This is a genomic window from Propionivibrio sp., from assembly GCF_029255185.1.
Classification (GTDB): Bacteria; Pseudomonadota; Gammaproteobacteria; order Burkholderiales; family Rhodocyclaceae; genus Propionivibrio.
On sequence record NZ_JAPUVO010000059.1, the window covers coordinates 1 to 21153 of the forward strand.

The window sequence follows — 21153 nt, forward strand, 5'->3', positions numbered from 1 at the left end:
AACTCCAAGATCGCCACCGTCCAAAAACGCGCTTGTGGCTATCGCAACCCAGACAATTTCAAGATCGCTGTCTATTTCCACTGTGGTGGCCTCAACCTCTATCCCGCTACCGTGACCCACACAAAAGTCGGATGAATCATAATTAAAGATTGGGGAAGCGGATGTTCAATGTATTGGCTCAGCGGCGCGTCCAATATTGGTGTAAATGATTCAGCGCGTCCTCTGACTCTATTGCACTGTAGAAAGTCAGCGCATCCCCATAGCTTTTTGGGACTTCAAGCACGCCATGCTCATACACATATCCGATGCCCCATTTGGAGGCCACGCGACCCTGTGCAATGGCAACTCCTACATGCTTGATGGTGCCTGCTAACGACCACACGACAAGTGCGCCGTTCGCTTCGGTACAAGGCCGCAATATCGAGCGGTCAATCAAGGAACGCAAGAATACGGTGTCGGCAAAAAAATGGCCAAGCGGTCTGCAGGGCGTTTCGATTCGTGCTGTTAGCCCGAGCGCGTACATAACGCAGTTGAAATCTCCCAAGGGTTCCTCGAACGGCGCCGGTAAGACACGAATGCTGTGTGGAACATCGAGTGAGATTGCCTCCAGTCTTGCTGGATGGGTTTCAATGTTGGGTCATTTCCTCCAGGAGCGCGCGGAGCCTGTCGGTCATTTCCGCGCGGCGCCTTGTATGGGGTGCGTTTGCGCTGACCCGCCGATTACCGACCCAAGACCTTTTGTTTCCACTGTGTCGCCAGTCTCTTTCCTTCGGTCACCTGAGCGGGTGACATCCTGCTCGCAAGCAGGTCTCTCTTGGCTTTTGCGTCCGCGTTACCTTGCTCGGCTGCCAGGCTAAGCCACATATAGCCGCTTGTTTGGTCCCGCGGTGCCCCGTCCCCGTTGGCAAGCATTATGCCGAGGTTGTGCTGTGCCATGGGATGCCCTTGTTCTGCTGCCTTCTGATACCAAGCTACCGCATCGGAAAGACTCTTCTGCGTTCCATTCCCGAATTCGTAGGTCACGCCTAGGTTGAACTGCGAGTCCGGTTCGCCCTGCGCTGCAGCCTTCTTGAGCCATGCGAAACCAGTGGCTTTTTCGACGGGCACGCCTGTCCCCTCAATAAGAAATTTGCCAAGATTGGTTTGAGCTTTCGCGTCACCTTGGTCAGCGGCCCGTCGCAGTAGTGATATGCCCTTGGCGGGGTCCTTCTTTACGCCTTGGCCGTTCATATAAAGCAGCGCGAGATTCGCTATCGCGCTTAAGTCCCCTTTGGCCGCCGCTTTTTCATACCAGCTTGCCGCCTGCGCGAAATCCTGGCGTACGCCAATACCTTCGTCATACATCACGGCGATGTTGTGCTGCGCGCGTGCGTCCCCGTTTTCTGCGGCCTTCCGGTACCACTGCAATGCCTGCGCGTAGTCACGTGGGACGCCTTTGCCTTCGCTATACATAAAACCGACCATAGTGACGGCCTCGATGTCGCCGGCGTTGGCCAAGCGCTTTAGCTCCTTGAAAGCAGCCACGTAGTCGCCGCGCTGATAGGCGGCTGCCGCTTCATCGCGGCCGGCAAGGGCGTTTGTCTGCTGCACGCACAGCAACGCGGCGATGACAGCGATTCTACTGAACAGGCCACCCATTGATTTCATATTGTTCCCCATGGCGCATAACGGTGGCTCGACCGGTCGGCACATCTATAGTTACAGAACATGTCGATGCGCAGTAAACGCTCGTATTATCGGTGGCGCACCAAGGACTACAGCCCAGATGTGATGATAGTACGGGCGCGATGAAATTGAAATTCAGAGAAGCATTGACCATCAACTGTGCGTGACCGCTCTCGGGGATATGTTCGACGGTCTGGTCATGGCCGGGTCAAGACAGTGTAACCGCCAATTTACTCGCCGAATACCGGCCATTCACCTGGCTCAGAGTACGTCCCGATTATTGATATTGGATCGTCACCTCGACCGTCGCCTTTTGGCCGAGAGCCGTCATTCTTTTATTCTGACAATTGTATAAAACGGCAATTCTACACCTAGAAAATCTTGACCAACATGATCGGCTGTCCACCGAAGAATCCGGAGAGTGAAAGTTTCGATCGTGGTTCCTTCATCCTTTGCGTCCACCGGAAAATCCGGAAACTCCTTCCGCTTTGAGCATCTCATCATCAGAGACGTTTTCCGGTAGCGGCGTCGAAGGTATGCAGGCGGTCTGCGCGGGGGGTGACGTGGATGATGGTATCCAGGCCAGGAACGGGTTGGGTTTCGTCGCTGCGGACGATGACCAACTCATTGCCGGCACCATGCAGCCAGCGGCCATACACCAGACGCTCGAAGCCCAGCATTTCCAACGCATCGACGCGCAGTGCCCAGCCTGTCGCAGTAATGTCCAGATGCTCCGGCCGAATGCCGACGATGGTGCCTGGCCTGGCATCCGGGGCATTTTTCAGTAGATTCATCGGCGGTGAGCCAATGAAGCTGGCGACGAAGGTGGTGGCCGGACGCGAGTACACTTCCTCGGGGGTGCCAAACTGCTCCATTACGCCAGCATTCATGACCATCATTCGCTGTGCCAATGTCATCGCCTCGACCTGGTCGTGGGTGACGAACAAGGACGTGATGCCGAGTTCGCGGTGCAGTTTCTGGATTTCCAGCCGGGTATGCGCACGCAACTTGGCATCCAGATTGCTCAGCGGCTCGTCAAACAGGAAGGCCTGCGGTTGGCGCACGATGGCCCGGCCCATCGCCACGCGCTGGCGCTGTCCGCCGGAAAGCTCACGCGGTTTGCGTTGCATATATTCGCCAAGCTCGAGAATCTTTGCCGCTTTGTCTACTCGGGCCTGTATCTCGACCAAAGGCACTTTGGCGATTTTCAGACCATAGGCCATGTTGTCGAAAACATTCATGTGCGGGTACAAAGCATAATTCTGAAAAACCATGGCGATGTCGCGCTCGGAGGGTTCGAGCGTATTGACAACCCGGTTGCCGATGGAAATCTCGCCGCCCGTTATTTCTTCCAGTCCGGCGACCATGCGCAACAGCGTGGATTTTCCGCAGCCTGACGGTCCGACGACAACGACGAATTCGCCGTCGTCAATCTGCGCACTGACGCTGTGGATGACCTGATTGACGGTTTTTCCGTTGCCGTAGCGCTTGACAAGCTTGTTCAGAGTGATTGATGCCATGTTTGCTCAGAAATGCAGTTGGTTAATGTTTATTTCTCGACGTCCACCAAGCCCTTGACGAACCACTTTTGCATCAGCATGACAACCAGCGCCGGCGGCAGCATGGCCAGGACGGCGGTGGCCATTACTACATTCCATTCGGTGTAGGACTCGCCGCCAATCAGGCGTTTGATTCCCATCACTACCGGGTACATGTTTTCGTTGGTGGTCATCAGCAGGGGCCACAGATACTGGTTCCAGCCGTAGATGAACTGGATCACGAACAGCGCGGCGATGCTGGTCGCCGACAGGGGCAGCAGCACGTCCTTGAAGAAACGCATCGGGCCGGCGCCATCCATGCGTGCCGCTTCGACCAGCTCGTCAGGCACGGTGAGAAAGAACTGGCGAAACAGGAAGGTGGCAGTGGCCGAGGCAATCAGCGGTATGGTCAGCCCGGCGTAGGTGTTGAGCATCCCGAGCGAAGCCACCACTTCATAGGTGGGGCCGATGCGCACCTCGACCGGCAGCATCAGGGTAACAAAAATCATCCAGAACACCAGATTGCGGAAGGGAAAGCGGAAGTAAACAATGGCGAATGCCGACAGCATCGACATGGTGATCTTGCCGAGCGGGATGATCAGCGCTGTGACCAGACTGACCCACAGCATCGGCGCGGCGCCGGAAAGCTGGCTGCCGGCTGCGGTTGTGCCGCCCAACAGCGCCGTCTTGTAGGTTTGCAACGCATTCGATCCGGGCAACAGGGACATTGGCACCGACTGGGCGATTTGCTCCGAGGTCTGGGTCGAGGCGACCACCGTCAGGTATAGGGGAAAAGCGACGATGAGCACGCCGAGCAGCAGGATCAGATGCGACAGGACGGTCAGTCCGGGACGGCGCTCGATCATTGAATCACTCTCATGAAAATGAGCATCTTAGTACTGCACTTTCTTTTCAACGAAGCGAAACTGGATGACGGTCAGGGTGACCACGATGGCCATCAGCACCACCGACTGTGCCGCCGAGCCACCCATGTCCAGCGCCTTGAAACCGTCGTAATAGACTTTGTACACCAGAATCGAGGTGTCCTTGCCGGGACCACCCTGGGTCGTGGCATCGACGATGCCAAAGGTGTCGAAGAAGGCGTACACCACGTTGATCACCAGCAGGAAGAAGGCGGTCGGCGAAAGTAGCGGAAAGACAATGGTCCAGAACCGGCGCCAGGGTGACGCGCCATCGATGGCTGCCGCTTCGATCAGCGACTTCGGGATGGATTGCAGCCCGGCCAGAAAGAACAGAAAGTTGTAAGAAATCTGCTTCCACACCGCGGCCACAACGATCAACGTCATGGCGTGATTCGAATTGAGCAGGTGGTTCCATTCGATGCCGACGGCGCGCAGCCAAAAGGCAATGACGCCCATCGGCGAAGCAAACATGAATAACCACAATACCCCGGCGACCACCGGCGCCACGGCATAGGGCCAGATCAGCAGTGTTTTGTAGATGCCCGAACCGAGCATAACGCGGTTGGCCATTACTGCCAGCAGCAGGGAAATGCCCAGGCCACAAACCGCCACCAGCAGCGAAAACACGGCCGTGGTCTTGAACGAAGCAAGGTAGGTTTCATCGGCAAACAGGCGCTGAAAATTCTCGGCGCCAACGAACTCGGTGCTACCGCCAAAGGGGTCCTGAGTCAGCACGCTCTGGTACAGGGCCTGGCCTGCCGGCCAGAAGAAAAAAACCAGCACGATGGCCATCTGGGGTGCGATCAGCACCCAGGGCAGCCAGGAGGATTTGAAGCGGACACGTTTTTCCATATTAAAAGAGATCGAAAAAGATTCACAAAGAAAGACTTAGCGCGGCTGCTGGCCGCAACCAAAGATTGAATTTTCGAGGACAATATCCTTAACCTCACGAGGAACTTCCCCAGAGACTTTATTATGACTAAATCATTCGCGTAGTAGAGACAATTGTTAAGGAGGAATTCCACAGCGCCGAGTATTCGATTCCGGTTCCGGGCACAGCGAGCATCGGACTGCCAGGGCTCTACTCATGGCTGTCCAGTGGAGCGCTGGGTCCGACCATTTCGGCCGCTTTGACCCAGCGGTCAAAGTCGATTTCGCTGACGTAACCGAGGGTCAGCGCCGCCTGACGCAGGGTGCTGCCTTCATGTTGCGCACGCTTGGCAATCTGCGCGGCGCGGTCGTAACCGATGTGCGGGACCAGGGCTGTGACTAGCATCAACGAGCGCTCAAGCAGTTCCTCGATACGCTGACGATTGGCCGTAATGCCGCGCACGCAGTGCGTTTCGAAACTGGCCATGCCGTCGGCCAGAAGGCGAACGCTATGCAGGAAGTTGTGGATGATCAGCGGCTTGAAGACATTGAGTTCGAAGTTGCCCGAAGCACCGCCAAAATTGATCGCCACGTCGTTACCGAACACCTGGCAGCAGAGCATGGTCAGCGCTTCGCACTGCGTTGGATTGACCTTGCCGGGCATGATCGAACTGCCCGGCTCGTTTTCCGGGATGCTGATTTCACCGAGGCCGGAGCGTGGCCCGGAGGCCAGCCAGCGCACGTCGTTGGCGATTTTCATGAGCGCTGCGGCGAGCGTTTTGAGCGCGCCATGGGCGGCGACCAGAGCATCGTGCGCTGCCAGTGCGGCGAATTTGTTGGCTGCGCTGACAAAGGGCAAACCGGTGCTGCGCGCGAGTTCGGCGGTAACACGATGGCCGAACTCGGCATGGGTATTGAGCCCGGTGCCAACCGCCGTGCCGCCGACGGCCAGTTCATGGAGCGGGAGCAGGGCGGCCTGCACAATCACTTCGGCATGTTGCAGTTGCGCCACGTAGGCGGAAAATTCCTGGCCGAGCGTCAGAGGGGTGGCATCCTGCAGATGTGTACGGCCGATCTTGACGATGCTGGCAAAGGCCACTGATTTCTCTTCAAGGCGCATTCGCAGCGTGAGCAAAGCCGGCAACAATTTCTGTGCAAGACCTTGGCAGGCAGCGACATGCATCGCCGTCGGGAACAGGTCGTTGGACGACTGGCCGAGATTGACCTCGTCGTTGGCATGCACCAGCCGCGCCTCGCCGCGCATGCCGCCGAGCAATTCGGAGGCGCGGTTGGCCAGCACCTCGTTCATGTTCATGTTGCTCTGCGTACCCGAACCCGTCTGCCACACCAGCAAGGGAAATTCTTGCGCGTGCGCGCCGCTTAGCACCTCGTCGGCGGCGGCGGTAATGGCGTCGGCTTTGTCTGCGGCGAGCAGGCCGAGTTGGCGATTGACTACCGCGCAGGCGCGCTTGGCAGCGGCCAGCGCGAGGATGATCTCGTCTGGCATAGGCTCGCGCGAAATACGGAAGAACTGTAGCGAGCGCTGCGTTTGTGCGCCCCACAGCCGATCAGTTGGAACCTCGATGGCGCCGAATGAATCGCGTTCTGTTCTGGTCAATGCCATATCAAATTCTTTGCCTGTAGCCTAATGAACTTTTGCAAAACAGTTGAAGAAAATAGCTTCCGGCTTCCTTTTATGCTGAGCGCTGCGCCGACATCTTTTCGCCTATGTGCGTCGGCGTACAGAATCCGCACTATTCCAGGTCGAGAATGACCCTTGTGCTGGCCGTTCCAGAAAATCGGGGTCAAGCGGTCGGTGCTGCCCGGAACCTGCCAAAGACGGGTTCGTATATTTTCCTGAAAGGATTTCGTCATGCTCTATACCATCGCCGTTGTTCTGGTCATCCTGTGGCTTCTGGGGTTGGTAACCTCCTACACCCTGGGCGGCTTCATCCATATTCTGCTGGTCATCGCTGTCATCTCGATCCTGTTGCGGGTCATTGGTTGGCGTAATGCGCGCTGAGTGCTCCAACTTAAACAGCACCTAGTGAGATAAGCATGATAATCCGATTCATTCTGCTTTCCCTGGTGGTGGCCAGTTTTGCCCTGGTCGCCTATGCCATTGTTACGCGTACCCGCCATCTTGAAAAACGTCAGCTCGAAGAAGGCTTGCGCATCCTGGAAGATGAGGGCGGGAATCTGGCGCCAGAAAAACTTAGATTCAAGGTGCCGTACTGACGCTTGTTGAACTCAATGGCATTCCGGTTTACGATCAAGATGGTGAGAGCCTGCTGCAACACAAAAAACCAACGAGTGTTCTGCCGTCCTGCTGAGCGGAAACGTGAAGCCGGACTCTTAGCCAGGGATAGCGATGGAATTCAAGGATTATTACAAAATCATGGGAGTGGCGCGCGATGCGAGCCAAGATGAGATCAAGCGTGTCTATCGCCAGCTAGCGCGCAAATACCATCCGGATGTCAGCAAGTCGCCCGATGCCGAGGCCCGTTTCAAGGAACTGGGCGAAGCCTACGCGGTGCTCAAAGATCTCGAAAAACGCGCCGCCTACGATCAACTGGGCAGCAACTGGAAAGCCGGTCAGGACTTTCGTCCGCCACCGGACTGGAATGCCGGATTCGAGTTCTCCGGCGATGGCTCTGGCGGCGATTTTGGCGGTGCTGCGGGTGACTTCAGCGACTTCTTTGAAGCACTGTATGGTCGGGGGTTTGCTACCGGGGGCCGCAGCCGCCAGGCGTTCAGTTCGCGCGGAGAGGACCATCATGCCAAGGTGCTGATCGACCTCGAAGATGCCTACAGCGGAGCGACGCGAACCATTACTCTGCAGCGGCCAGAAACCGATGCTGATGGCCATCTGGTGATGCGCGGACATAAGCTCAATGTGACGATTCCACGCGGCATTCGTTCCGGGCAGCATATTCGCCTGAGCGGGCAGGGTGCACCAGGGATCGGGCAGGGTAAGCCCGGCGACCTCTATCTGGAAGTTGGATTCAACCCGCATGCGCGCTACCGTGTTGATCAGCGCGATGTCTATCTTGACCTGCCGGTCGCTCCCTGGGAGGCGGCTCTGGGCGCCAGCGTCAAAGTTCCGACACCGAACGGGGTCGTCGAACTCAAGGTGCCGCCGGGTTCTGTCGCCGGAGGCAAATTGCGACTGAAAGGCCGCGGCATTCCGGGCAGTACGCCGGGCGACTTTTACGCGGTTCTGCATCCTGTCTTGCCGCCGGCTGACAGTGAAACAGCCAATGCCTTCTATCTCTATATGGCCGGGCAGTTCCCGTCGTTTGCGCCACGCGCCGGACTGGGAGTGTAAGCATGGACAATGAAAAGATGCTGCCGCAAGTGAGCGGAATCATTCTCGAAGAGCTGACCGAGTTGACGCTGGCTGAAGTCAGCCGCGCTTGCGCAGTGCATGTCGATTGCATTGTCGAACTGGTTGCCGAAGGCGTGCTCGCCCCTATCGGGCGTGAGCCGCATCGCTGGCGTTTCAGCGGCGCCCACATGCGGCGCGCCACGGTCGCCCTACGTTTGCAGCGTGATCTTGGCGTCAATCTGGCCGGAGCGGCACTGGCCCTGCAATTGCTCGACGAAGTCGAAGCTCTGCGCGCCCGGTTGCGGGTGATAGGCGCTTATTGACACGAAGGATCAGTGCTTTTCCACTTCCGAATTGTTTTGGCGGGTGCTAACTGAAAAGAGCCCTTGCCTTCCCCGCGTAATGAAGGGGCGTTATGAACAACAAGCAAGCGATGCAATGGGTTGTTACAGCGGCGATTTCTTTACCTGCCGCCGCGTGGGCGCATGTCGGTCAGGGTGACGCGAGCGGTGGTTTCCTGCTTGGCGCAGGCCATCCTTTCTCGGGGGCAGACCATCTTTTGGCGATGCTGGCGGTTGGCATTTGGGCCGCGCAGAACGGCGGCCGTTCGGTCTTTACGGTGCCAGCGGCGTTTGTTTCGCTGATGCTGACCGGTGCTGCCGTCGGTATGGCCGGTTTGCCGCTACCTTACGTTGAGCAGGGTATCGTCGCATCGCTGCTGGTTCTGGGCCTGTTGATTGTCGGCGCGTGCAGAATGAACGTCCTGGCCAGCATGATGATTGTTGGCTTCTTCGCTTTGTTTCACGGTCATGCACATGGCGTAGAGATGCCTCTGACAAGCGACGTGCTCGGCTACGCCATCGGGTTCACGTTAGCCACTGCGTTATTGCATGGCCTGGGCATTGCTGCGGCCACGCTGGAGCGGCAGCGGCTGACACGCTTCGCTGGCGTTGCCATCGCTCTAAGTGGCATTTATCTCGCTGTGACATGACATGCATGAAATGTCGCTGGCGGAAAACGTCCTTCAGATCATCGAAGACGCGGCACGCGCCGATGGGTTCCATCGCGTCAGGAAGGTGATCCTCGAAATAGGGCAGCTTGCCGTGGTGGAGCCTGATGCGATGCGTTTTTGTTTCGATGCCGTGGTACGCGATAGCCTCGCCGACAGAGCAATTCTGGAGATCGTTGAGATACCCGGAAGCGGCTGGTGCATGAATTGTGCGGCCACGGTTCCGATGAGCGATATCATCACGGCTTGCTCGCTGTGCGGCGGTTATTCGTTGCAAGCCACCGGCGGCAAGGAAATGAAGCTGAGAGCTTTGGAAGTGGAGTGAGTCATGTGTACGACCTGTGGATGTGGCCGCGGTGAAGTAACAATCGATGGGCAAGACGCCGATGCCTCGCACGAACACGTCGGGGCCGATGGCATGGTTTACCGGCACGTGCATCAGCATCCACGTAAGCATTCACACGAGCACAGCCATGCCCCGGAGGGGACGCAAGCCCGCTGGGTGCAAATCGGACGCGACATTCTCGCCAAGAATAATATGTTTGCTGCCGCCAATCGCGAAAGTTTCGAGCAGCATGCTGTGCTGGCGCTCAATCTGGTTTCCAGTCCCGGTTCAGGCAAAACAACTCTTTTGCTGCGCACCATAGCGGCCTTGCAAGGAAAAACGCCGCTGGGCGTGATTGAAGGCGACCAGCAAACCAGCCTTGATGCCGAACGCATTCGCGCCACCGGGGCGGCGGCCATCCAGATCAACACGGGCAAAGGCTGTCACCTCGACGCGCAAAACGTACAGCAGGCGTTAGCCGTGCTGGCGCTGCCGCAGGATGCCCTGCTGTTCATCGAGAATGTCGGCAATTTGGTCTGCCCGGCGGAGTTTGATCTGGGCGAGGCGTGCAAGGTCGTGATCCTCTCGGTTACGGAAGGCGAGGACAAGCCGCTCAAATACCCCGACATGTTCCTGGCCTCGCGTTTGATGCTGCTCAACAAATGTGATCTGCTGCCGCATCTGGATTTCGACATGCAGCGTGTGATCGAAAACGCGCATCGCGTCAATCCGGCGATCGAGGTCATGCAGATCTCGGCAAGCTCCGGTGCCGGCATGGGGCCGTGGTTGAGTTGGCTCGCTCGCGAACACGCAGCGGTGAGGGCCCGGCGTGCGGAAAACTGCAATGCATTCAAGCAGCCATTCCTTTAAATTGGCCATCAGTGCGCCGGGAGTTTTGGCGCTGGGTGGCTGGTTTAAAAATACGGTTTGTGCGGTGCGCGGTGAAATGGCTTTCGTTTCCGAAACCATCGGCGATTTGGATAATGCCGCAGCCTGTGTCGCGCTGGAAATGATGGTCGATCAGTTATGCGCAACACGGGGAATCGAACCCGCGATTATCGCTCACGACCTGCACCCGGATTTTTTCAGCACGCGGCTGGCTTTGCAGATTGCCGAGCGTCGGGGTATCCCAGCCCTCGGTGTGCAGCACCATCACGCGCACATTGCGGCGGTCTGCGCCGAGCACGGCCTTATCGACCCGGTCCTGGGGCTTGGCATGGACGGTGTGGGGCTCGGCACCGACGATCAGGCCTGGGGTGGGGAGTTGTTGCGGGTAGAAGGCCCGAAGTTTCAGCGTCTGAGCCATCTACAGCCCTTGCGTTTGCCTGGCGGCGACCGTGCAGCGCGAGAGACATGGCGCATGGCCGCCTCGGCGTTAGATAGCCTTGGCCGCAACGCGCAGATCACTTTGCGTTTTGCCGACCAGCCCGCTGCCGCCACCGTGGCCACCATGCTGCAACGCGATTTCAATTGCCCGCCGACTTCCAGCCTGGGGCGCTTGTTTGATGCGGCCGCCGGGTTGCTGGGCATCTGTCCGTGCCAATCCTTTGCGGGCGAGGCGAGCATGGCGCTGCAAGCGCTGGCGGAACGGCATGGTGACGTGGAGGCCATGCCTGCGGGTTATCACCTGGATGAACTACTTGATTTTCGCCCGCTGTTGGCTGCACTGGCCGATGATGTGGACGTGGGCTATGGCGCCGCGTTGTTCCATGCCACGTTGGCCGCCGGGCTGGCGGATTGGGTCAGTGCGGCCGCTGTTCGGCTCAATATGCATCAGTTGGCCTGTGGCGGCGGTTGCTTCCTGAACCAACTGTTGGTACGGCAGCTATCTGAGCTGCTGCAAGAACGCGGCGTACAGGTATTTGTCGCCCATCGGCTGTCGCCTGGCGACAGCGGCCTGTCGCTCGGGCAGGCCTGGGTCGCCATCCAGTATCTGCGAGAAAGGTAAAGCATGTGTCTGGCCGTCCCCTCACGTATTGAACAGATCATCGATGGCGAAACCGCCATCGTGGACTTCGGTGGCGTGCGCAAGCAAATCTCGCTGGCGCTGGTCGACGATGTGGCGGTTGGCGATTATGTGATCGTGCATGTCGGCTTTGCCCTGCAAAAGCTTGATGAGGACGAGGCCGAGCGCACGCTGGCGCTGTTTGCCAAGATGGGCTCGACGGAATGCGCCTAAAATTCTCACCGCAAAGGCGCGAAGACGCAAAGGAGGTTAAGAAACATGGGGTTACGAGCTTTCCACCCCACACCCATTTGGTGATGAACAATGATGTTGAGGTATGGTAGGGTAAGTCCTTGATCTTCTTTGCGAAACTTTGCGTCCGTTGCGCCTTTGCGGTGAATAACTGAGTTTTTCAGGATGAAATACGTTGACGAATTCCGCAATGGCGAACTGGCGCGCAAGCTGACCGCCAGTATTGCCGGCGAAGCACTTAATGGTCACCGCTACGAGCTGATGGAATTCTGCGGCGGGCATACCCACGCCATTTCACGCTACGGCCTGGGCGACCTGCTGCCGCACGGGGTAAATATGATCCATGGGCCAGGGTGTCCGGTTTGCGTGCTACCCATTGGCCGCATCGATCTGGCCATTGCTCTGGCGCTTGAACATCGCGTCACGCTGTGCAGTTATGGCGACTGTCTGCGCGTACCGGCGTCCCACGGGCTGTCGCTGCTCAAGGCCAAGGCGCAGGGCGCTGACGTGCGCATGGTGTATTCCATTTCCGATGCGCTGCAACTGGCGCAGAAAAATCCGCAGCAGCAGGTCGTGTTTTTGGCCATTGGCTTTGAAACGACAACGCCGCCCACGGCGGTGGCCGTCAAGCAGGCCGATGCGCTTGGTTTAATGAATTTTTCCGTGCTGTGCAACCATGTCCTGACGCCGGCCGCCATGCTGGCCATCCTTGCCAACCAGGCGGGAGAGCGCTTACACGGCTTCGTCGGCCCCGCCCATGTGTCGACCGTCATCGGCAGCCGGCCCTATGAAACGTTTGCCTTCGATCATGGCAAACCGGTGGTTATCGCTGGATTCGAGCCGCTGGATGTGTTGCAGGCCATCCTCATGCTCTTGCGCCAAATCAATACCGGGCGTGCCGAGGTCGAAAACGAATTCACCCGGGCGGTAACGCCCGACGGTAACCGCAAAGCGCAGACGCTGATGGACGAAGTATTCGAGTTGCGCGACAGCTTTGAATGGCGTGGTCTTGGCACCATCCCGCACAGCGCATTGAAGCTGCGCCAGCGCTACGTTAGATTCGATGCAGAAACGCGTTTCGGCCTTGAATACCGCACGGTGCCCGACAACAAGGGCTGCGAGTGCGGCGCCATCCTGCGCGGCGAGAAACGCCCGCAGGAGTGCAAGATATTCGGCACGGCCTGTACGCCGGACAACCCGGTCGGCTCATGCATGGTTTCGGCAGAAGGCGCTTGCGCTGCGCACTATACGTATGGGCTGAAGAACCGCTTTCAACGCAGAGAGCGCAGAGGCGCAGAGAACGCAGAGAAAATACAAGAATGATTGGCAACTTAAACTTAGCTTTTCTTCATGTTCTCCAAAAACTCTGCGTTCTCTGCGCCTCTGCGCTCTCTGCGTTGAAAGCGTTTTAAGTGTTTCCAAGGGAGCCTGAATGAAACTCGATTTCCGCCACGGGCGCGTGGAAATGTGCCACGGCAGTGGCGGGCGCGCCATGGCGCAACTGATTGATGAGCTGTTCGCCAAACTGCTGACCAACGACTATCTGGCACAGGGAGACGATGCTGCGGTATTGCCTGCCCTGCCTGGACGACTGGTCATCTCCACCGACAGTCACGTGGTCTCGCCGCTCTTCTTTCCCGGTGGCGACATCGGCAGCCTGGCCGTGCATGGCACGGTCAATGACGTCGCGGTCATGGGCGCCCGGCCGCTTTATCTGGCCGCCTCCTTCATCCTGGAAGAAGGCTTCCCGCTGGCCGAGCTTAAACGCATCGTTGAGTCCATGGCACGGGCGGCCGCTGCGGCGAACGTGCTCATCGTTACCGGCGACACCAAGGTTGTGGAGAAAGGTAAGGGCGACGGCGTATTTATCACTACGACTGGGTTCGGTGTGGCGCGTGACGGCGTAACGCTTTCCGGCAACCGCGCCCGGCCGGGCGACAAGATTCTGCTTTCCGGACGCATCGGCGAGCATGGCATGGCCATCCTTTCGCAACGCGAAGGGCTGACCTTCGATGCGCCCATCATCTCCGATTCAGCGGCGCTGGGTGGCTTGATCGAGGCCATGCTGGACAGCCGCGCCGATCTGCGCGCGCTGCGCGATCCTACCCGTGGCGGGCTGGCCACTACCCTGAACGAACTGGCACGGCAATCCGCCGTGGGAATGATGCTCGATGAATCGGCCATCCCCGTCGCCCCCGCCGTGGCTGCCGCCTGCGAGTTTCTCGGACTTGACCCCTGCTACATCGCCAACGAAGGCAAGCTGGTCGCTCTCTGCGGACCACAGGACGCCGACAAGCTGCTGGACGTGATGCGCCAGCATCCCCAGGGGCAGAACGCCGCCATCATCGGCGAGGTGATCGAGGACAGTCACGCCTTTGTGCAAATGACCACCTGCATGGGTGGGCGCCGCATTCTGGACTGGCTGAGCGGCGAGCAGTTGCCGCGGATTTGTTGATGCCGATACGAGTTCTTCAGAACATGCTTATGTTTTTGTTTGCAATAATGTTTCGCTTAATGTGCTGCCATTGGGGTCAGTGTCAAACCTCCACCTACGCCTCCAGCGGATAGCTGCTAAGAAAAGGGCCGCTGCTGTTAATTGGTCACGCTACCTTGTGCCGCGCGTAAGGCAGTGGCGAGCTGGAATACCGACATGGCATAGAAGCTCGATCGGTTATAGCGCATGATCACGTAGAAGTTATCGAAACCGACCCAGTATTCTGTGGGCTGGTCGGGGCTGGTGAGGTCAATCAGTGCGGCTGGCCGCGCGCCAAATTGCCCTGTTTCTCCCAAAGCGGAAACACCCTGCTGTAATAGCTCATGCAATGGGGTCTGCGGCTTGATGCCGGCCGCGATGAGCTTGGCCGGATCACCCTCGATGCTGGCCGGTAGCGCGACCGGCGCCTCGGCTTGCCAGCCATGCAGGTGCAGAAAGCGGGCGACGCTGCCGATGGCGTCGGCGGTGCTCTGGCGTAGATCGATGCGGTTGTCGCCGTCAAAATCCACGGCGTAGCGGCGCTGGCTGCTCGGCATGAACTGTGGGATACCGATGGCGCCGGCATAAGAGCCCTTGATGTCGAGCGGGTTAACGCCGTTCTCCCGCGCCAGCAGCAGGAACTGTTCGAGTTCGCTGCGGAAAAAATCGGCGCGTGGCGGGTAGTCGAAGGCGAGGGTAGCCAGCGCTTCAAGTACGCTGAACTTACCCATATTGCGACCATATTCGGTTTCGACGCCGATGATGGCGGCAATGATCTCTGGCGGGACGCCATAGATCGCCTCGGCGCGCGCCAGTTCGGCGGCGTGATCCTGCCAGAAGCGCACGCCGTTGCGGGTGCGGCGTTCGTTGACGAAACGTTCGCGATAGCGCTGCCATGAGCGCTGCTGTTCGGGCACGGCGGCTGGCCGGATAGCGCGCAGGACGATGGCATTGGCATGAATGCTGGAAAACTGGCGTGTCAGGTGCGTCACGTCAAAGCCGTGCTGCTCGTGCATGGACAGGATGAAGGCGCGAACTTCGGGGGTGGCGCTGAACGACGCGGTTTGTGGCGTGGCCTTGCTTGCCTTGGCAGACAACGGCAGCAGTCCGGCGATGATGATGATAGAAAGCGGGCCAAGCAGTGGGGCGGTGATTGTTCTCGAGATCTTGGTTGAAACCTCTTTCAACGCAGAGATCGCAGAGACGCAGAGGGCGCAGAGAGAGATTCGGGGCTGAGCCTGCACGTGATTCGCGCTTTTTTCTGCGGGTTTTTGGATTATATTTTTCAACTCGTGTGTCTCCATGATGATGGCAAGCGCCGCGTGCAGTTCTTCAGTTGTTGCAGTTGTTCCGGTGTGCCGTTGCCGTAGTGCAGGTCAGCGAAAATGCTGGCTGCTTCATGGCAGAGGGCGGCCAGTTGCGGCTGCTCACGCGCGACACGGGCAGCAAAGGCGAGCGGCCCTTCCCAGTCGGCGCGGGTTATTCCCAGCCGCTTAATGCGCGTACAGAAGCGCTGCCAGGCGCGCTGTGCCGGTGTGGTGGTCGTGCGCTGCCAGAACGTCCACACGGTGACGAAGAGCAGGGCGATCGCGCACAGCATTGCCAATGCAGACGTCATCGATCGCCAATCAGGTTCGTCAAGCCCGAGCCGGGAAAGCAGTTCGCGCTGACGTTGCGGATTGTACCCGAGCACCCACTGGTTCCAGCTGTTGTTCGCCGCTTCCCAGCGATTACGCAGGTCGCGCAGCCAGTCGGTATCGATACGCACCAAGGCCGGCAAGGGGTCGTCGGCGGGTAGCGCGGCTTCGATTCCCTCTTCGATACGCGACGGAGCAACAGCCGCCGTCGGATCGACGCGGACCCAGCCCCGGTCGGCAAGCCAGATCTCGGCCCAGGCGTGGGCGTCGGACTGGCGCACGGTGAGGTAACCGTCGATCGGATTGATCTCTCCGCCCTGATAACCGGCAACTACGCGCGCCGGTATGTCGGCGGCGCGCATCAGGACGACGTAGGCCGAGGCGTAGTGTTCGCAGAAGCCGCGCCGCGTGGCAAAGAGGAAGTCATCGACGGCATGCTCGCCGAGCAGGGGCGGTTGTAGGGTGTAGAAGAAGGCTTCCTGACGAAATAAGCGCAGTGCGGCGTCGGAGATCTGTTGCGGCGAATTGAAAGTAGCGCGCCAGCTTGCGGCCAGTTCGCGACTGCGCGGATTGAGCCTGGGCGGCAGACGCAGCGCCTGTTGCAGCAGGGCCGGGCTTTCCTGTCGGTTGGCGATAAAATCGGGCGCCGAGGTAAAGGCGTAACGCGCCCGGCTGCGCACCGGTTCTCTGGACAGAGTTTCAAGGCTGCGGGCCAGCACGCTGCCCTCCGGTTGCCTGGTCGGCAGGTCGAGGGCCAGCAGCCAGCGCTGGTTATGCGCTTCGAGTGTGCTGACGTAACTATAGGTTTTGCCACGGGCTTCGACGACCGGCGGCGACCCCGCTCGGTCGCCCCGTGGCAGGGCGCGCCAGGTCATGCCATCGTAGTCGTCGAACACCGGGCCGCGCCAGTAAAGATTCGATTTTGGCGGAAGCTCGCCGGCAAACTGAACGCGAAAGGCGATCGCGCCGGACTGGATCAGCTTATTGAGCGAGCCTGGCGACATCCGGTCGGACAAGCCGGTGAGACCGGAATAGGCGTCCTGCGGCAGCCCCCAGAGCGGGCCGGTAACGCGCGGAAAGAGCAGGAAGATGATCAGCATGAAAGGCAGGGCTTGCGCCAGCAGAAGGCCGGCATAATGCACAATGGCGCCCAGCGGCTGGGCGCCACCGTAGAGGCGGATGAGCGTGGCGGTGAGCAGGGTGGTGGCAGCGAGCAGCCAGAGCCCGGTCGGGATGCTTTGCAAGTAGAAGTAATGGGTCAGCAACAGAAAAAACCCCAGCATGACGACGACCATGGAATCACGCCGGGTTCTCATTTCCATGGGTTTGAGCGCCATGAAGAAAACGATCAGGGCGACCCCGGCGTCCCTGCCGAAAAGCGTGCGGAACTCCCAGCCGATTCCCGCGACGCCGGCAAAAACTACCAGCATCAGCAACCAGCGCGCCGGCAGGCGGGCCTGCTGGCGCCACAGCCAACTGCGCCAGAGCAGCGCGCCGCCGACGAACAGGGTCAGCCAGAGGGGAAGGTGGCTGGCGTGCGGAGCTGCCGTGACCAGAGCCACGGCCAATAGCCACGGGATGGCGCCGTGTTCGAGCGGCTGCGGAGCTTTAGTGCTGGCCATAAAGGGCCAGGGCTTCAAGGCAGGCGTCACGATGGGCGCTGCCCTGATTCGGCGCCAGTTGGCGACCGGGCAGGCGCAGCCCGTAGCGGGCCTGGCTTCGCTCGGCGGCGAGGACCCAGCCGGCGAGCAGTGAGAGCTGCGTTTCCAGCATGCTGCCGGCCGGCGTCAAGGACAAGTCCAGCCATAACTCCTCGGTCGCGCCACCGGCGAACTGCTTGATCAGCAGTGGCCGGTTATCGATGTCGCGCGCCACGGCTTTCCAGGCGATGTGTCGCGGCGAGTCGTTCGGCTGGCGCAGGCGCAGGCCGGTGAAATCCTCCTGGCCGTTATCGCCGTAGCGCTGTCCGGTCTGCGCTACGGCGCTCGGGGGAGGTAATGGCGTCTCGATCGGCTGCGGGTAGACCAGGCAGGACAGCGGCGGATGCGGGTAGCTCCAGGCATGAAAGAGGCCAAGCGGATAGCATGTTGATAGCGTGATGCGGCCTGGATCAAGGCGGCCTCGATTGGGCGCCGGGCAGGGGATGGCGATGCTGGCGTGTCCGCCCACCGCAATGTCGAGCGAGACCTTTTCATGTTGACCAAAGGCCAAGTCGAGCGCACGGCGGGGCTGTCGATGGTTGTTTTCGAGAAGCACCTGGAAACGCGCGATTTCCCCGGCAAAAACGGGTTCAGTACGTCCCGGCGTGAGGCGCAGGGAGACCAGGTTGCGAAAGGTGTGCACCATGCTCACCAGACCCAGACCGGCGAGCAGAAAAACCAGCGCATGGCCGAGGGAGAGGTCGTAGTTGATGGCGCCGAGCAGCATGACGCATAGCACACCGGAAAAAAGCAGGCCAGTGCGCGTGGGGACGATGAAAATACGCCGTTGCGTGAGGATGATGGGCAGTTGTTCGTCACGTCCAAAACGGAACAGCCACTGCCTGAGCTGCGCGACGATTGACATCAGTCGACAGGGATGGCGTGGATCAGATTGGCGATATCCTCGGAGCGGGCATGGCTGCTGCTGTTGACCAGGCGCAGCCGGTGGCAGGCGACGCCGGGCAGAACGGCCTGCACATCTTCGGGCAGCACCATGTTCCGCCCGTCGATGAAGGCCCAGGCCCGTGCGGCGGCCAGCAGGGCGAGGGCTGCGCGCGGACTCAAACCGTGGATGAACTGCGGGCTGTTACGCGTCGCTGCGATCAGGGTTTGCACGTAGTCGAGCAGGGCCGGCGAAACATGGACAGCCGCCGCCTGCCTTTGCAGCGGGACGAGTTGATCCGGCGTAAAACAGGCGGCCAGGGTGGGCAATTGTTCGCGTCGACCGCCGCCTTCGAGCAGGGCGCGTTCCGCGTTGTGATTCGGGTAGCCAAGTTCAAGGCGCAGCAGGAATCGATCCAGTTGCGATTCGGGCAGCGGAAATGTACCGATCTGGCTGGAAGGATTCTGCGTCGCGATGACGAAGAAAGGCTCAGGCAGCGGGCGTGTCTGACCATCGGTAGTAACCTGCCGCTCTTCCATTGCTTCGAGCAGTGCACTCTGGGTTTTTGGCGTGGCGCGGTTGATCTCGTCGGCGAGCAGGACCTGCGAGAACAGGGCGCCAGGGAGAAACCTGAAATCACTGCGCTCGCGGTCGAAAATAGAAATGCCAATGACATCTGCCGGCAGCATATCGCTGGTAAATTGAATGCGCGAGAACTGTAGGCCCAGCAGTCGAGCCAGGGTATGCGCCAGCGTCGTCTTGCCGACGCCGGGCAGGTCTTCGATCAGCAGGTGGCCGCGCGCCAGCAGACAGGCCAGAGCAAGCCGGATTTGAGTCTCCTTGCCAAGAATGATCTGGTTGGCGGCGGCAATGACTTCGGCGATGGTGGATTGTTTTCCCGTAATTTGCATGGCGGCTTCAGTGGAGTATTTTCCAATTCAGGTATGAGCGTGGTCCTGAGTCACGTTGGCGACAGTGGTGAGATCGTGAAAGCGATCATCCCGTTTGAGAGAGTGAGTACAACGACGAACCCGAGTCGGCGCGGCATTCCAACCCAAATAATGGAGGAAGGCATGGCAGTACGCAAGCGCACAGCACTGGAATTGGCGCACCCCAATGCCGCAGGAATCGATATTGGCTCGGCTAGTCACTTTATTGCCGTACCACCGGACCGGGATGATCAACCGGTACGCGAGTTCAAGAGTTTCAGCGAAGACCTGGAACAAGCCGGATACTCGCTGATCTCGATGACACGGGTTATCTCAAACTCGCGTACATGGGTACAGCTATGAGAATTGCTGGCCATTGCCACCCAGCGAGGGCGGATGGATGCTGATGAACTCAGGGTTTGAGCGGCATCCCGTCGAGCGGGCTGGCCACCCCGTGGCCGCCCTTGTTCAGCACATGGGTATAGATCATCGTCGTGCTCACATCGCTGTGGCCCAGCAGTTCTTGCACCGTACGAATGTCGTAACCACCTTCCAGCAGATGCGTCGCGAAGGAATGGCGCAGGGTATGCGGCGTCGCCGGCTTGGTCAGGTCGGCATCACGCACCGCCTGCTTGATCGCCCGCTGCAGTGCCTGGTCCTGCACGTGATGGCGCCGTGTCTCGCCGCTGCGCGGATCGACCGAGCGCTTGGCAGACGGAAACATGTACTGCCAAATCCATTCCCGCGCCGCGTTGGGGTACTTACGCGCCAGCGCGTAAGGCAGATACACCGCCCCGAAGCCCTCGGCCAGATCCTGCCGGTGCAGTTCCCGCACCCGCTCCAGATGGGCGCGCAGGGGTTCTACCAAGGCCACCGGCAGCATCGTCACCCTGTCCTTGAAGCCCTTGCCGTCCCGAATCAGGATTTCCTTGCGGGCGAAATCGACATCCTTCACCCGCAGCCGCAGGCACTCCATCAGCCGCAGCCCAGCGCCATAGAGCAGGCGGCCCAGCAGCCAGTGCGTACCCTCCAGCCGCGTCAGCAGCGCCTGCACCTCAATACGTGTCAGCACCACCGGCAGGCGCTTGGGTGCCTTGGCCTGCTCCACGTTGTCCAGCCAGGGCAGTTCGCTCTCCAGCACCTCCTTGTAGAGGAACAGCAGCGCACTCTTTGCCTGGTTCTGCGTCGAGGCCGCCACCTTGCCGGCCACCGCCAGATGCGTGAGGAAAGCCTCCACCTCGGCCGCCCCCATCTCGCGCGGATGCCGCGTACCGTGAAAGCGGATGTAGCGCCGGATCCAGTCGGAATACGCCTGCTCGGTACGCAGGCTGTAGTGCTTGAGCCGTATCTTGCCGCGCACCTGATCGAGCAACTTTGGAGAGCTTGCGAGTGCCGATGCCGTTGCGTCCATTGTTAGGCTCCACTAAAAAATTACAACCTGTTGATTCAATGCGAATTGGCGTCGATAATGTAATTATATACAGCCACGAGACGGAATCTTTCCCGTCTTTTAGGAAGTCCATTTCACGTTAGGCCCGCGAATTGACACCCTCCTACTTCGTCGTTGACCAGAATCAGCTCAGAGCGGATGCGCTCCGCGAGCGCCTTGAGCGCGAGCCGAGCTTGCGGCTCGTACTACCCGATCTTGGAATGTTTGAGATGGCGAAGTCGAGCAA

At 59.4% G+C, this 21153-nt stretch carries 22 protein-coding genes and 1 pseudogene; 12 read left to right on the plus strand and 11 right to left on the minus strand.

Annotated elements, in window-relative coordinates; translation table 11 throughout:
* Positions 1-178: 178 nt before the first annotated feature.
* The 6 genes from Q1J43_RS02145 to fumC all read right to left on the minus strand — a co-directional run bounded on the left by Q1J43_RS02145 (position 179) and on the right by fumC (position 6620).
* Entirely contained in the window at positions 179-544 is a 366-nt protein-coding gene (locus tag Q1J43_RS02145; protein ID WP_301100673.1) for a hypothetical protein, read from the minus strand.
* Between the two features lie 176 nt (positions 545-720).
* A complete protein-coding gene (locus Q1J43_RS02150; protein WP_301100674.1) occupies positions 721-1647 on the minus strand; it encodes a tetratricopeptide repeat protein in 927 nt (308 codons plus the stop codon).
* 521 nt (positions 1648-2168) lie between these two features.
* Positions 2169-3185 carry a sn-glycerol-3-phosphate ABC transporter ATP-binding protein UgpC gene (ugpC, locus tag Q1J43_RS02155; protein ID WP_301100675.1) on the minus strand — a complete coding sequence of 339 codons (1017 nt, stop codon included), beginning with the start codon at positions 3183-3185 and terminating at the stop codon, positions 2169-2171.
* Positions 3186-3214: 29 nt separating this feature from the next.
* Entirely contained in the window at positions 3215-4069 is an 855-nt protein-coding gene (gene ugpE, locus Q1J43_RS02160) for a sn-glycerol-3-phosphate ABC transporter permease UgpE (protein ID WP_301100676.1), read from the minus strand.
* A 27-nt stretch (positions 4070-4096) separates the two neighbouring features.
* Positions 4097-4978: a sn-glycerol-3-phosphate ABC transporter permease UgpA gene (gene ugpA, locus Q1J43_RS02165; RefSeq protein WP_301100677.1), complete on the minus strand. Its 882-nt coding sequence runs from the start codon at positions 4976-4978 to the stop codon at positions 4097-4099.
* A gap of 229 nt (positions 4979-5207) precedes the next feature.
* Positions 5208-6620 carry a class II fumarate hydratase gene (fumC, locus tag Q1J43_RS02170; RefSeq protein WP_301100679.1) on the minus strand — a complete coding sequence of 471 codons (1413 nt, stop codon included), beginning with the start codon at positions 6618-6620 and terminating at the stop codon, positions 5208-5210.
* A gap of 249 nt (positions 6621-6869) precedes the next feature.
* Here fumC and Q1J43_RS02175 point away from each other — a divergent pair, with 249 nt between their 5' ends.
* The 11 genes from Q1J43_RS02175 to hypE all read left to right on the plus strand — a co-directional run bounded on the left by Q1J43_RS02175 (position 6870) and on the right by hypE (position 14310).
* Positions 6870-7019 carry a lmo0937 family membrane protein gene (locus Q1J43_RS02175; RefSeq protein WP_301100680.1) on the plus strand — a complete coding sequence of 50 codons (150 nt, stop codon included), beginning with the start codon at positions 6870-6872 and terminating at the stop codon, positions 7017-7019.
* A 35-nt stretch (positions 7020-7054) separates the two neighbouring features.
* The gene (locus Q1J43_RS02180; RefSeq protein ID WP_301100682.1) at positions 7055-7234 is read left to right on the plus strand and encodes a hypothetical protein; all 180 of its coding nucleotides are present in this window, start codon (positions 7055-7057) and stop codon (positions 7232-7234) included.
* Positions 7235-7367: 133 nt separating this feature from the next.
* Complete coding sequence (locus tag Q1J43_RS02185; RefSeq protein ID WP_301100684.1) at positions 7368-8324, plus strand: DnaJ C-terminal domain-containing protein; 957 nt, start codon at positions 7368-7370, stop codon at positions 8322-8324.
* Between the two features lie 2 nt (positions 8325-8326).
* Entirely contained in the window at positions 8327-8647 is a 321-nt protein-coding gene (locus Q1J43_RS02190; RefSeq protein ID WP_301100685.1) for a chaperone modulator CbpM, read from the plus strand.
* A 92-nt stretch (positions 8648-8739) separates the two neighbouring features.
* Positions 8740-9315 (plus strand): HupE/UreJ family protein, encoded by a 576-nt coding sequence (locus Q1J43_RS02195; protein WP_301100686.1) that lies wholly within the window; start codon positions 8740-8742, stop codon positions 9313-9315.
* 1 nt (position 9316) lies between these two features.
* Positions 9317-9658: a hydrogenase maturation nickel metallochaperone HypA gene (gene hypA / locus Q1J43_RS02200; protein ID WP_301100687.1), complete on the plus strand. Its 342-nt coding sequence runs from the start codon at positions 9317-9319 to the stop codon at positions 9656-9658.
* A 3-nt stretch (positions 9659-9661) separates the two neighbouring features.
* On the plus strand, positions 9662-10528 hold the full coding sequence (gene hypB, locus Q1J43_RS02205) for a hydrogenase nickel incorporation protein HypB (RefSeq protein WP_301100688.1): 867 nt from the start codon (positions 9662-9664) through the stop codon (positions 10526-10528).
* Positions 10503-11606 (plus strand): carbamoyltransferase HypF, encoded by a 1104-nt coding sequence (locus Q1J43_RS02210; protein ID WP_301100690.1) that lies wholly within the window; start codon positions 10503-10505, stop codon positions 11604-11606. Before hypB ends, Q1J43_RS02210 begins: the two co-directional genes overlap by 26 nt.
* Positions 11607-11609: 3 nt before the next feature.
* Positions 11610-11837, plus strand: coding sequence for a HypC/HybG/HupF family hydrogenase formation chaperone (locus Q1J43_RS02215; RefSeq protein WP_301100691.1), 228 nt, complete (start codon positions 11610-11612; stop codon positions 11835-11837).
* Between the two features lie 183 nt (positions 11838-12020).
* Positions 12021-13178 (plus strand): hydrogenase formation protein HypD, encoded by a 1158-nt coding sequence (hypD, locus tag Q1J43_RS02220; protein WP_301100692.1) that lies wholly within the window; start codon positions 12021-12023, stop codon positions 13176-13178.
* A 109-nt stretch (positions 13179-13287) separates the two neighbouring features.
* The gene (gene hypE, locus Q1J43_RS02225) at positions 13288-14310 is read left to right on the plus strand and encodes a hydrogenase expression/formation protein HypE (RefSeq protein ID WP_301100693.1); all 1023 of its coding nucleotides are present in this window, start codon (positions 13288-13290) and stop codon (positions 14308-14310) included.
* Between the two features lie 137 nt (positions 14311-14447).
* Here the strand turns inward: hypE and mltB are convergent, their stop codons facing one another.
* The 4 genes from mltB to Q1J43_RS02245 form a co-directional block, all read right to left on the minus strand.
* Positions 14448-15515 (minus strand): lytic murein transglycosylase B, encoded by a 1068-nt coding sequence (mltB, locus tag Q1J43_RS02230; protein WP_301100694.1) that lies wholly within the window; start codon positions 15513-15515, stop codon positions 14448-14450.
* A 98-nt stretch (positions 15516-15613) separates the two neighbouring features.
* Complete coding sequence (locus Q1J43_RS02235; protein WP_301100695.1) at positions 15614-17587, minus strand: DUF3488 and transglutaminase-like domain-containing protein; 1974 nt, start codon at positions 17585-17587, stop codon at positions 15614-15616.
* Positions 17574-18530 (minus strand): DUF58 domain-containing protein, encoded by a 957-nt coding sequence (locus Q1J43_RS02240; RefSeq protein WP_301100696.1) that lies wholly within the window; start codon positions 18528-18530, stop codon positions 17574-17576. The genes Q1J43_RS02235 and Q1J43_RS02240 overlap by 14 nt, the downstream gene beginning before the upstream one ends.
* A complete protein-coding gene (locus tag Q1J43_RS02245; RefSeq protein WP_301100697.1) occupies positions 18530-19459 on the minus strand; it encodes an AAA family ATPase in 930 nt (309 codons plus the stop codon). Before Q1J43_RS02245 ends, Q1J43_RS02240 begins: the two co-directional genes overlap by 1 nt.
* A gap of 150 nt (positions 19460-19609) precedes the next feature.
* Here Q1J43_RS02245 and Q1J43_RS02250 point away from each other — a divergent pair.
* A pseudogene (locus tag Q1J43_RS02250) lies at positions 19610-19768 on the plus strand (IS110 family transposase); the annotation flags it as partial.
* 121 nt (positions 19769-19889) lie between these two features.
* On the opposite strand, the gene Q1J43_RS02255 reads toward Q1J43_RS02250, so the two are convergent.
* Entirely contained in the window at positions 19890-20888 is a 999-nt protein-coding gene (locus tag Q1J43_RS02255) for an integron integrase (protein ID WP_301100698.1), read from the minus strand.
* Between the last annotated feature and the right edge of the window lie 265 nt (positions 20889-21153).

What these genes read in the sequence shown, in the direction of transcription:
- Q1J43_RS02150 (WP_301100674.1), bottom strand. Translation starts at nt 1,647, where the DNA reads ATGAAATCAATGGGTGGCCTGTTCAGTAGAATCGCTGTCATCGCCGCG.
- ugpC (WP_301100675.1), bottom strand. Translation starts at nt 3,185, where the DNA reads ATGGCATCAATCACTCTGAACAAGCTTGTCAAGCGCTACGGCAACGGA.
- ugpE (WP_301100676.1), bottom strand. Translation starts at nt 4,069, where the DNA reads ATGATCGAGCGCCGTCCCGGACTGACCGTCCTGTCGCATCTGATCCTG.
- ugpA (WP_301100677.1), bottom strand. Translation starts at nt 4,978, where the DNA reads ATGGAAAAACGTGTCCGCTTCAAATCCTCCTGGCTGCCCTGGGTGCTG.
- fumC (WP_301100679.1), bottom strand. Translation starts at nt 6,620, where the DNA reads ATGGCATTGACCAGAACAGAACGCGATTCATTCGGCGCCATCGAGGTT.
- Q1J43_RS02175 (WP_301100680.1), top strand. Translation starts at nt 6,870, where the DNA reads ATGCTCTATACCATCGCCGTTGTTCTGGTCATCCTGTGGCTTCTGGGG.
- Q1J43_RS02180 (WP_301100682.1), top strand. Translation starts at nt 7,055, where the DNA reads ATGATAATCCGATTCATTCTGCTTTCCCTGGTGGTGGCCAGTTTTGCC.
- Q1J43_RS02185 (WP_301100684.1), top strand. Translation starts at nt 7,368, where the DNA reads ATGGAATTCAAGGATTATTACAAAATCATGGGAGTGGCGCGCGATGCG.
- Q1J43_RS02190 (WP_301100685.1), top strand. Translation starts at nt 8,327, where the DNA reads ATGGACAATGAAAAGATGCTGCCGCAAGTGAGCGGAATCATTCTCGAA.
- Q1J43_RS02195 (WP_301100686.1), top strand. Translation starts at nt 8,740, where the DNA reads ATGAACAACAAGCAAGCGATGCAATGGGTTGTTACAGCGGCGATTTCT.
- hypA (WP_301100687.1), top strand. Translation starts at nt 9,317, where the DNA reads ATGCATGAAATGTCGCTGGCGGAAAACGTCCTTCAGATCATCGAAGAC.
- hypB (WP_301100688.1), top strand. Translation starts at nt 9,662, where the DNA reads ATGTGTACGACCTGTGGATGTGGCCGCGGTGAAGTAACAATCGATGGG.
- Q1J43_RS02210 (WP_301100690.1), top strand. Translation starts at nt 10,503, where the DNA reads ATGCATTCAAGCAGCCATTCCTTTAAATTGGCCATCAGTGCGCCGGGA.
- Q1J43_RS02215 (WP_301100691.1), top strand. Translation starts at nt 11,610, where the DNA reads ATGTGTCTGGCCGTCCCCTCACGTATTGAACAGATCATCGATGGCGAA.
- hypD (WP_301100692.1), top strand. Translation starts at nt 12,021, where the DNA reads ATGAAATACGTTGACGAATTCCGCAATGGCGAACTGGCGCGCAAGCTG.
- hypE (WP_301100693.1), top strand. Translation starts at nt 13,288, where the DNA reads ATGAAACTCGATTTCCGCCACGGGCGCGTGGAAATGTGCCACGGCAGT.
- Q1J43_RS02235 (WP_301100695.1), bottom strand. Translation starts at nt 17,587, where the DNA reads ATGGCCAGCACTAAAGCTCCGCAGCCGCTCGAACACGGCGCCATCCCG.
- Q1J43_RS02240 (WP_301100696.1), bottom strand. Translation starts at nt 18,530, where the DNA reads ATGTCAATCGTCGCGCAGCTCAGGCAGTGGCTGTTCCGTTTTGGACGT.
- Q1J43_RS02245 (WP_301100697.1), bottom strand. Translation starts at nt 19,459, where the DNA reads ATGCAAATTACGGGAAAACAATCCACCATCGCCGAAGTCATTGCCGCC.
- Q1J43_RS02255 (WP_301100698.1), bottom strand. Translation starts at nt 20,888, where the DNA reads ATGGACGCAACGGCATCGGCACTCGCAAGCTCTCCAAAGTTGCTCGAT.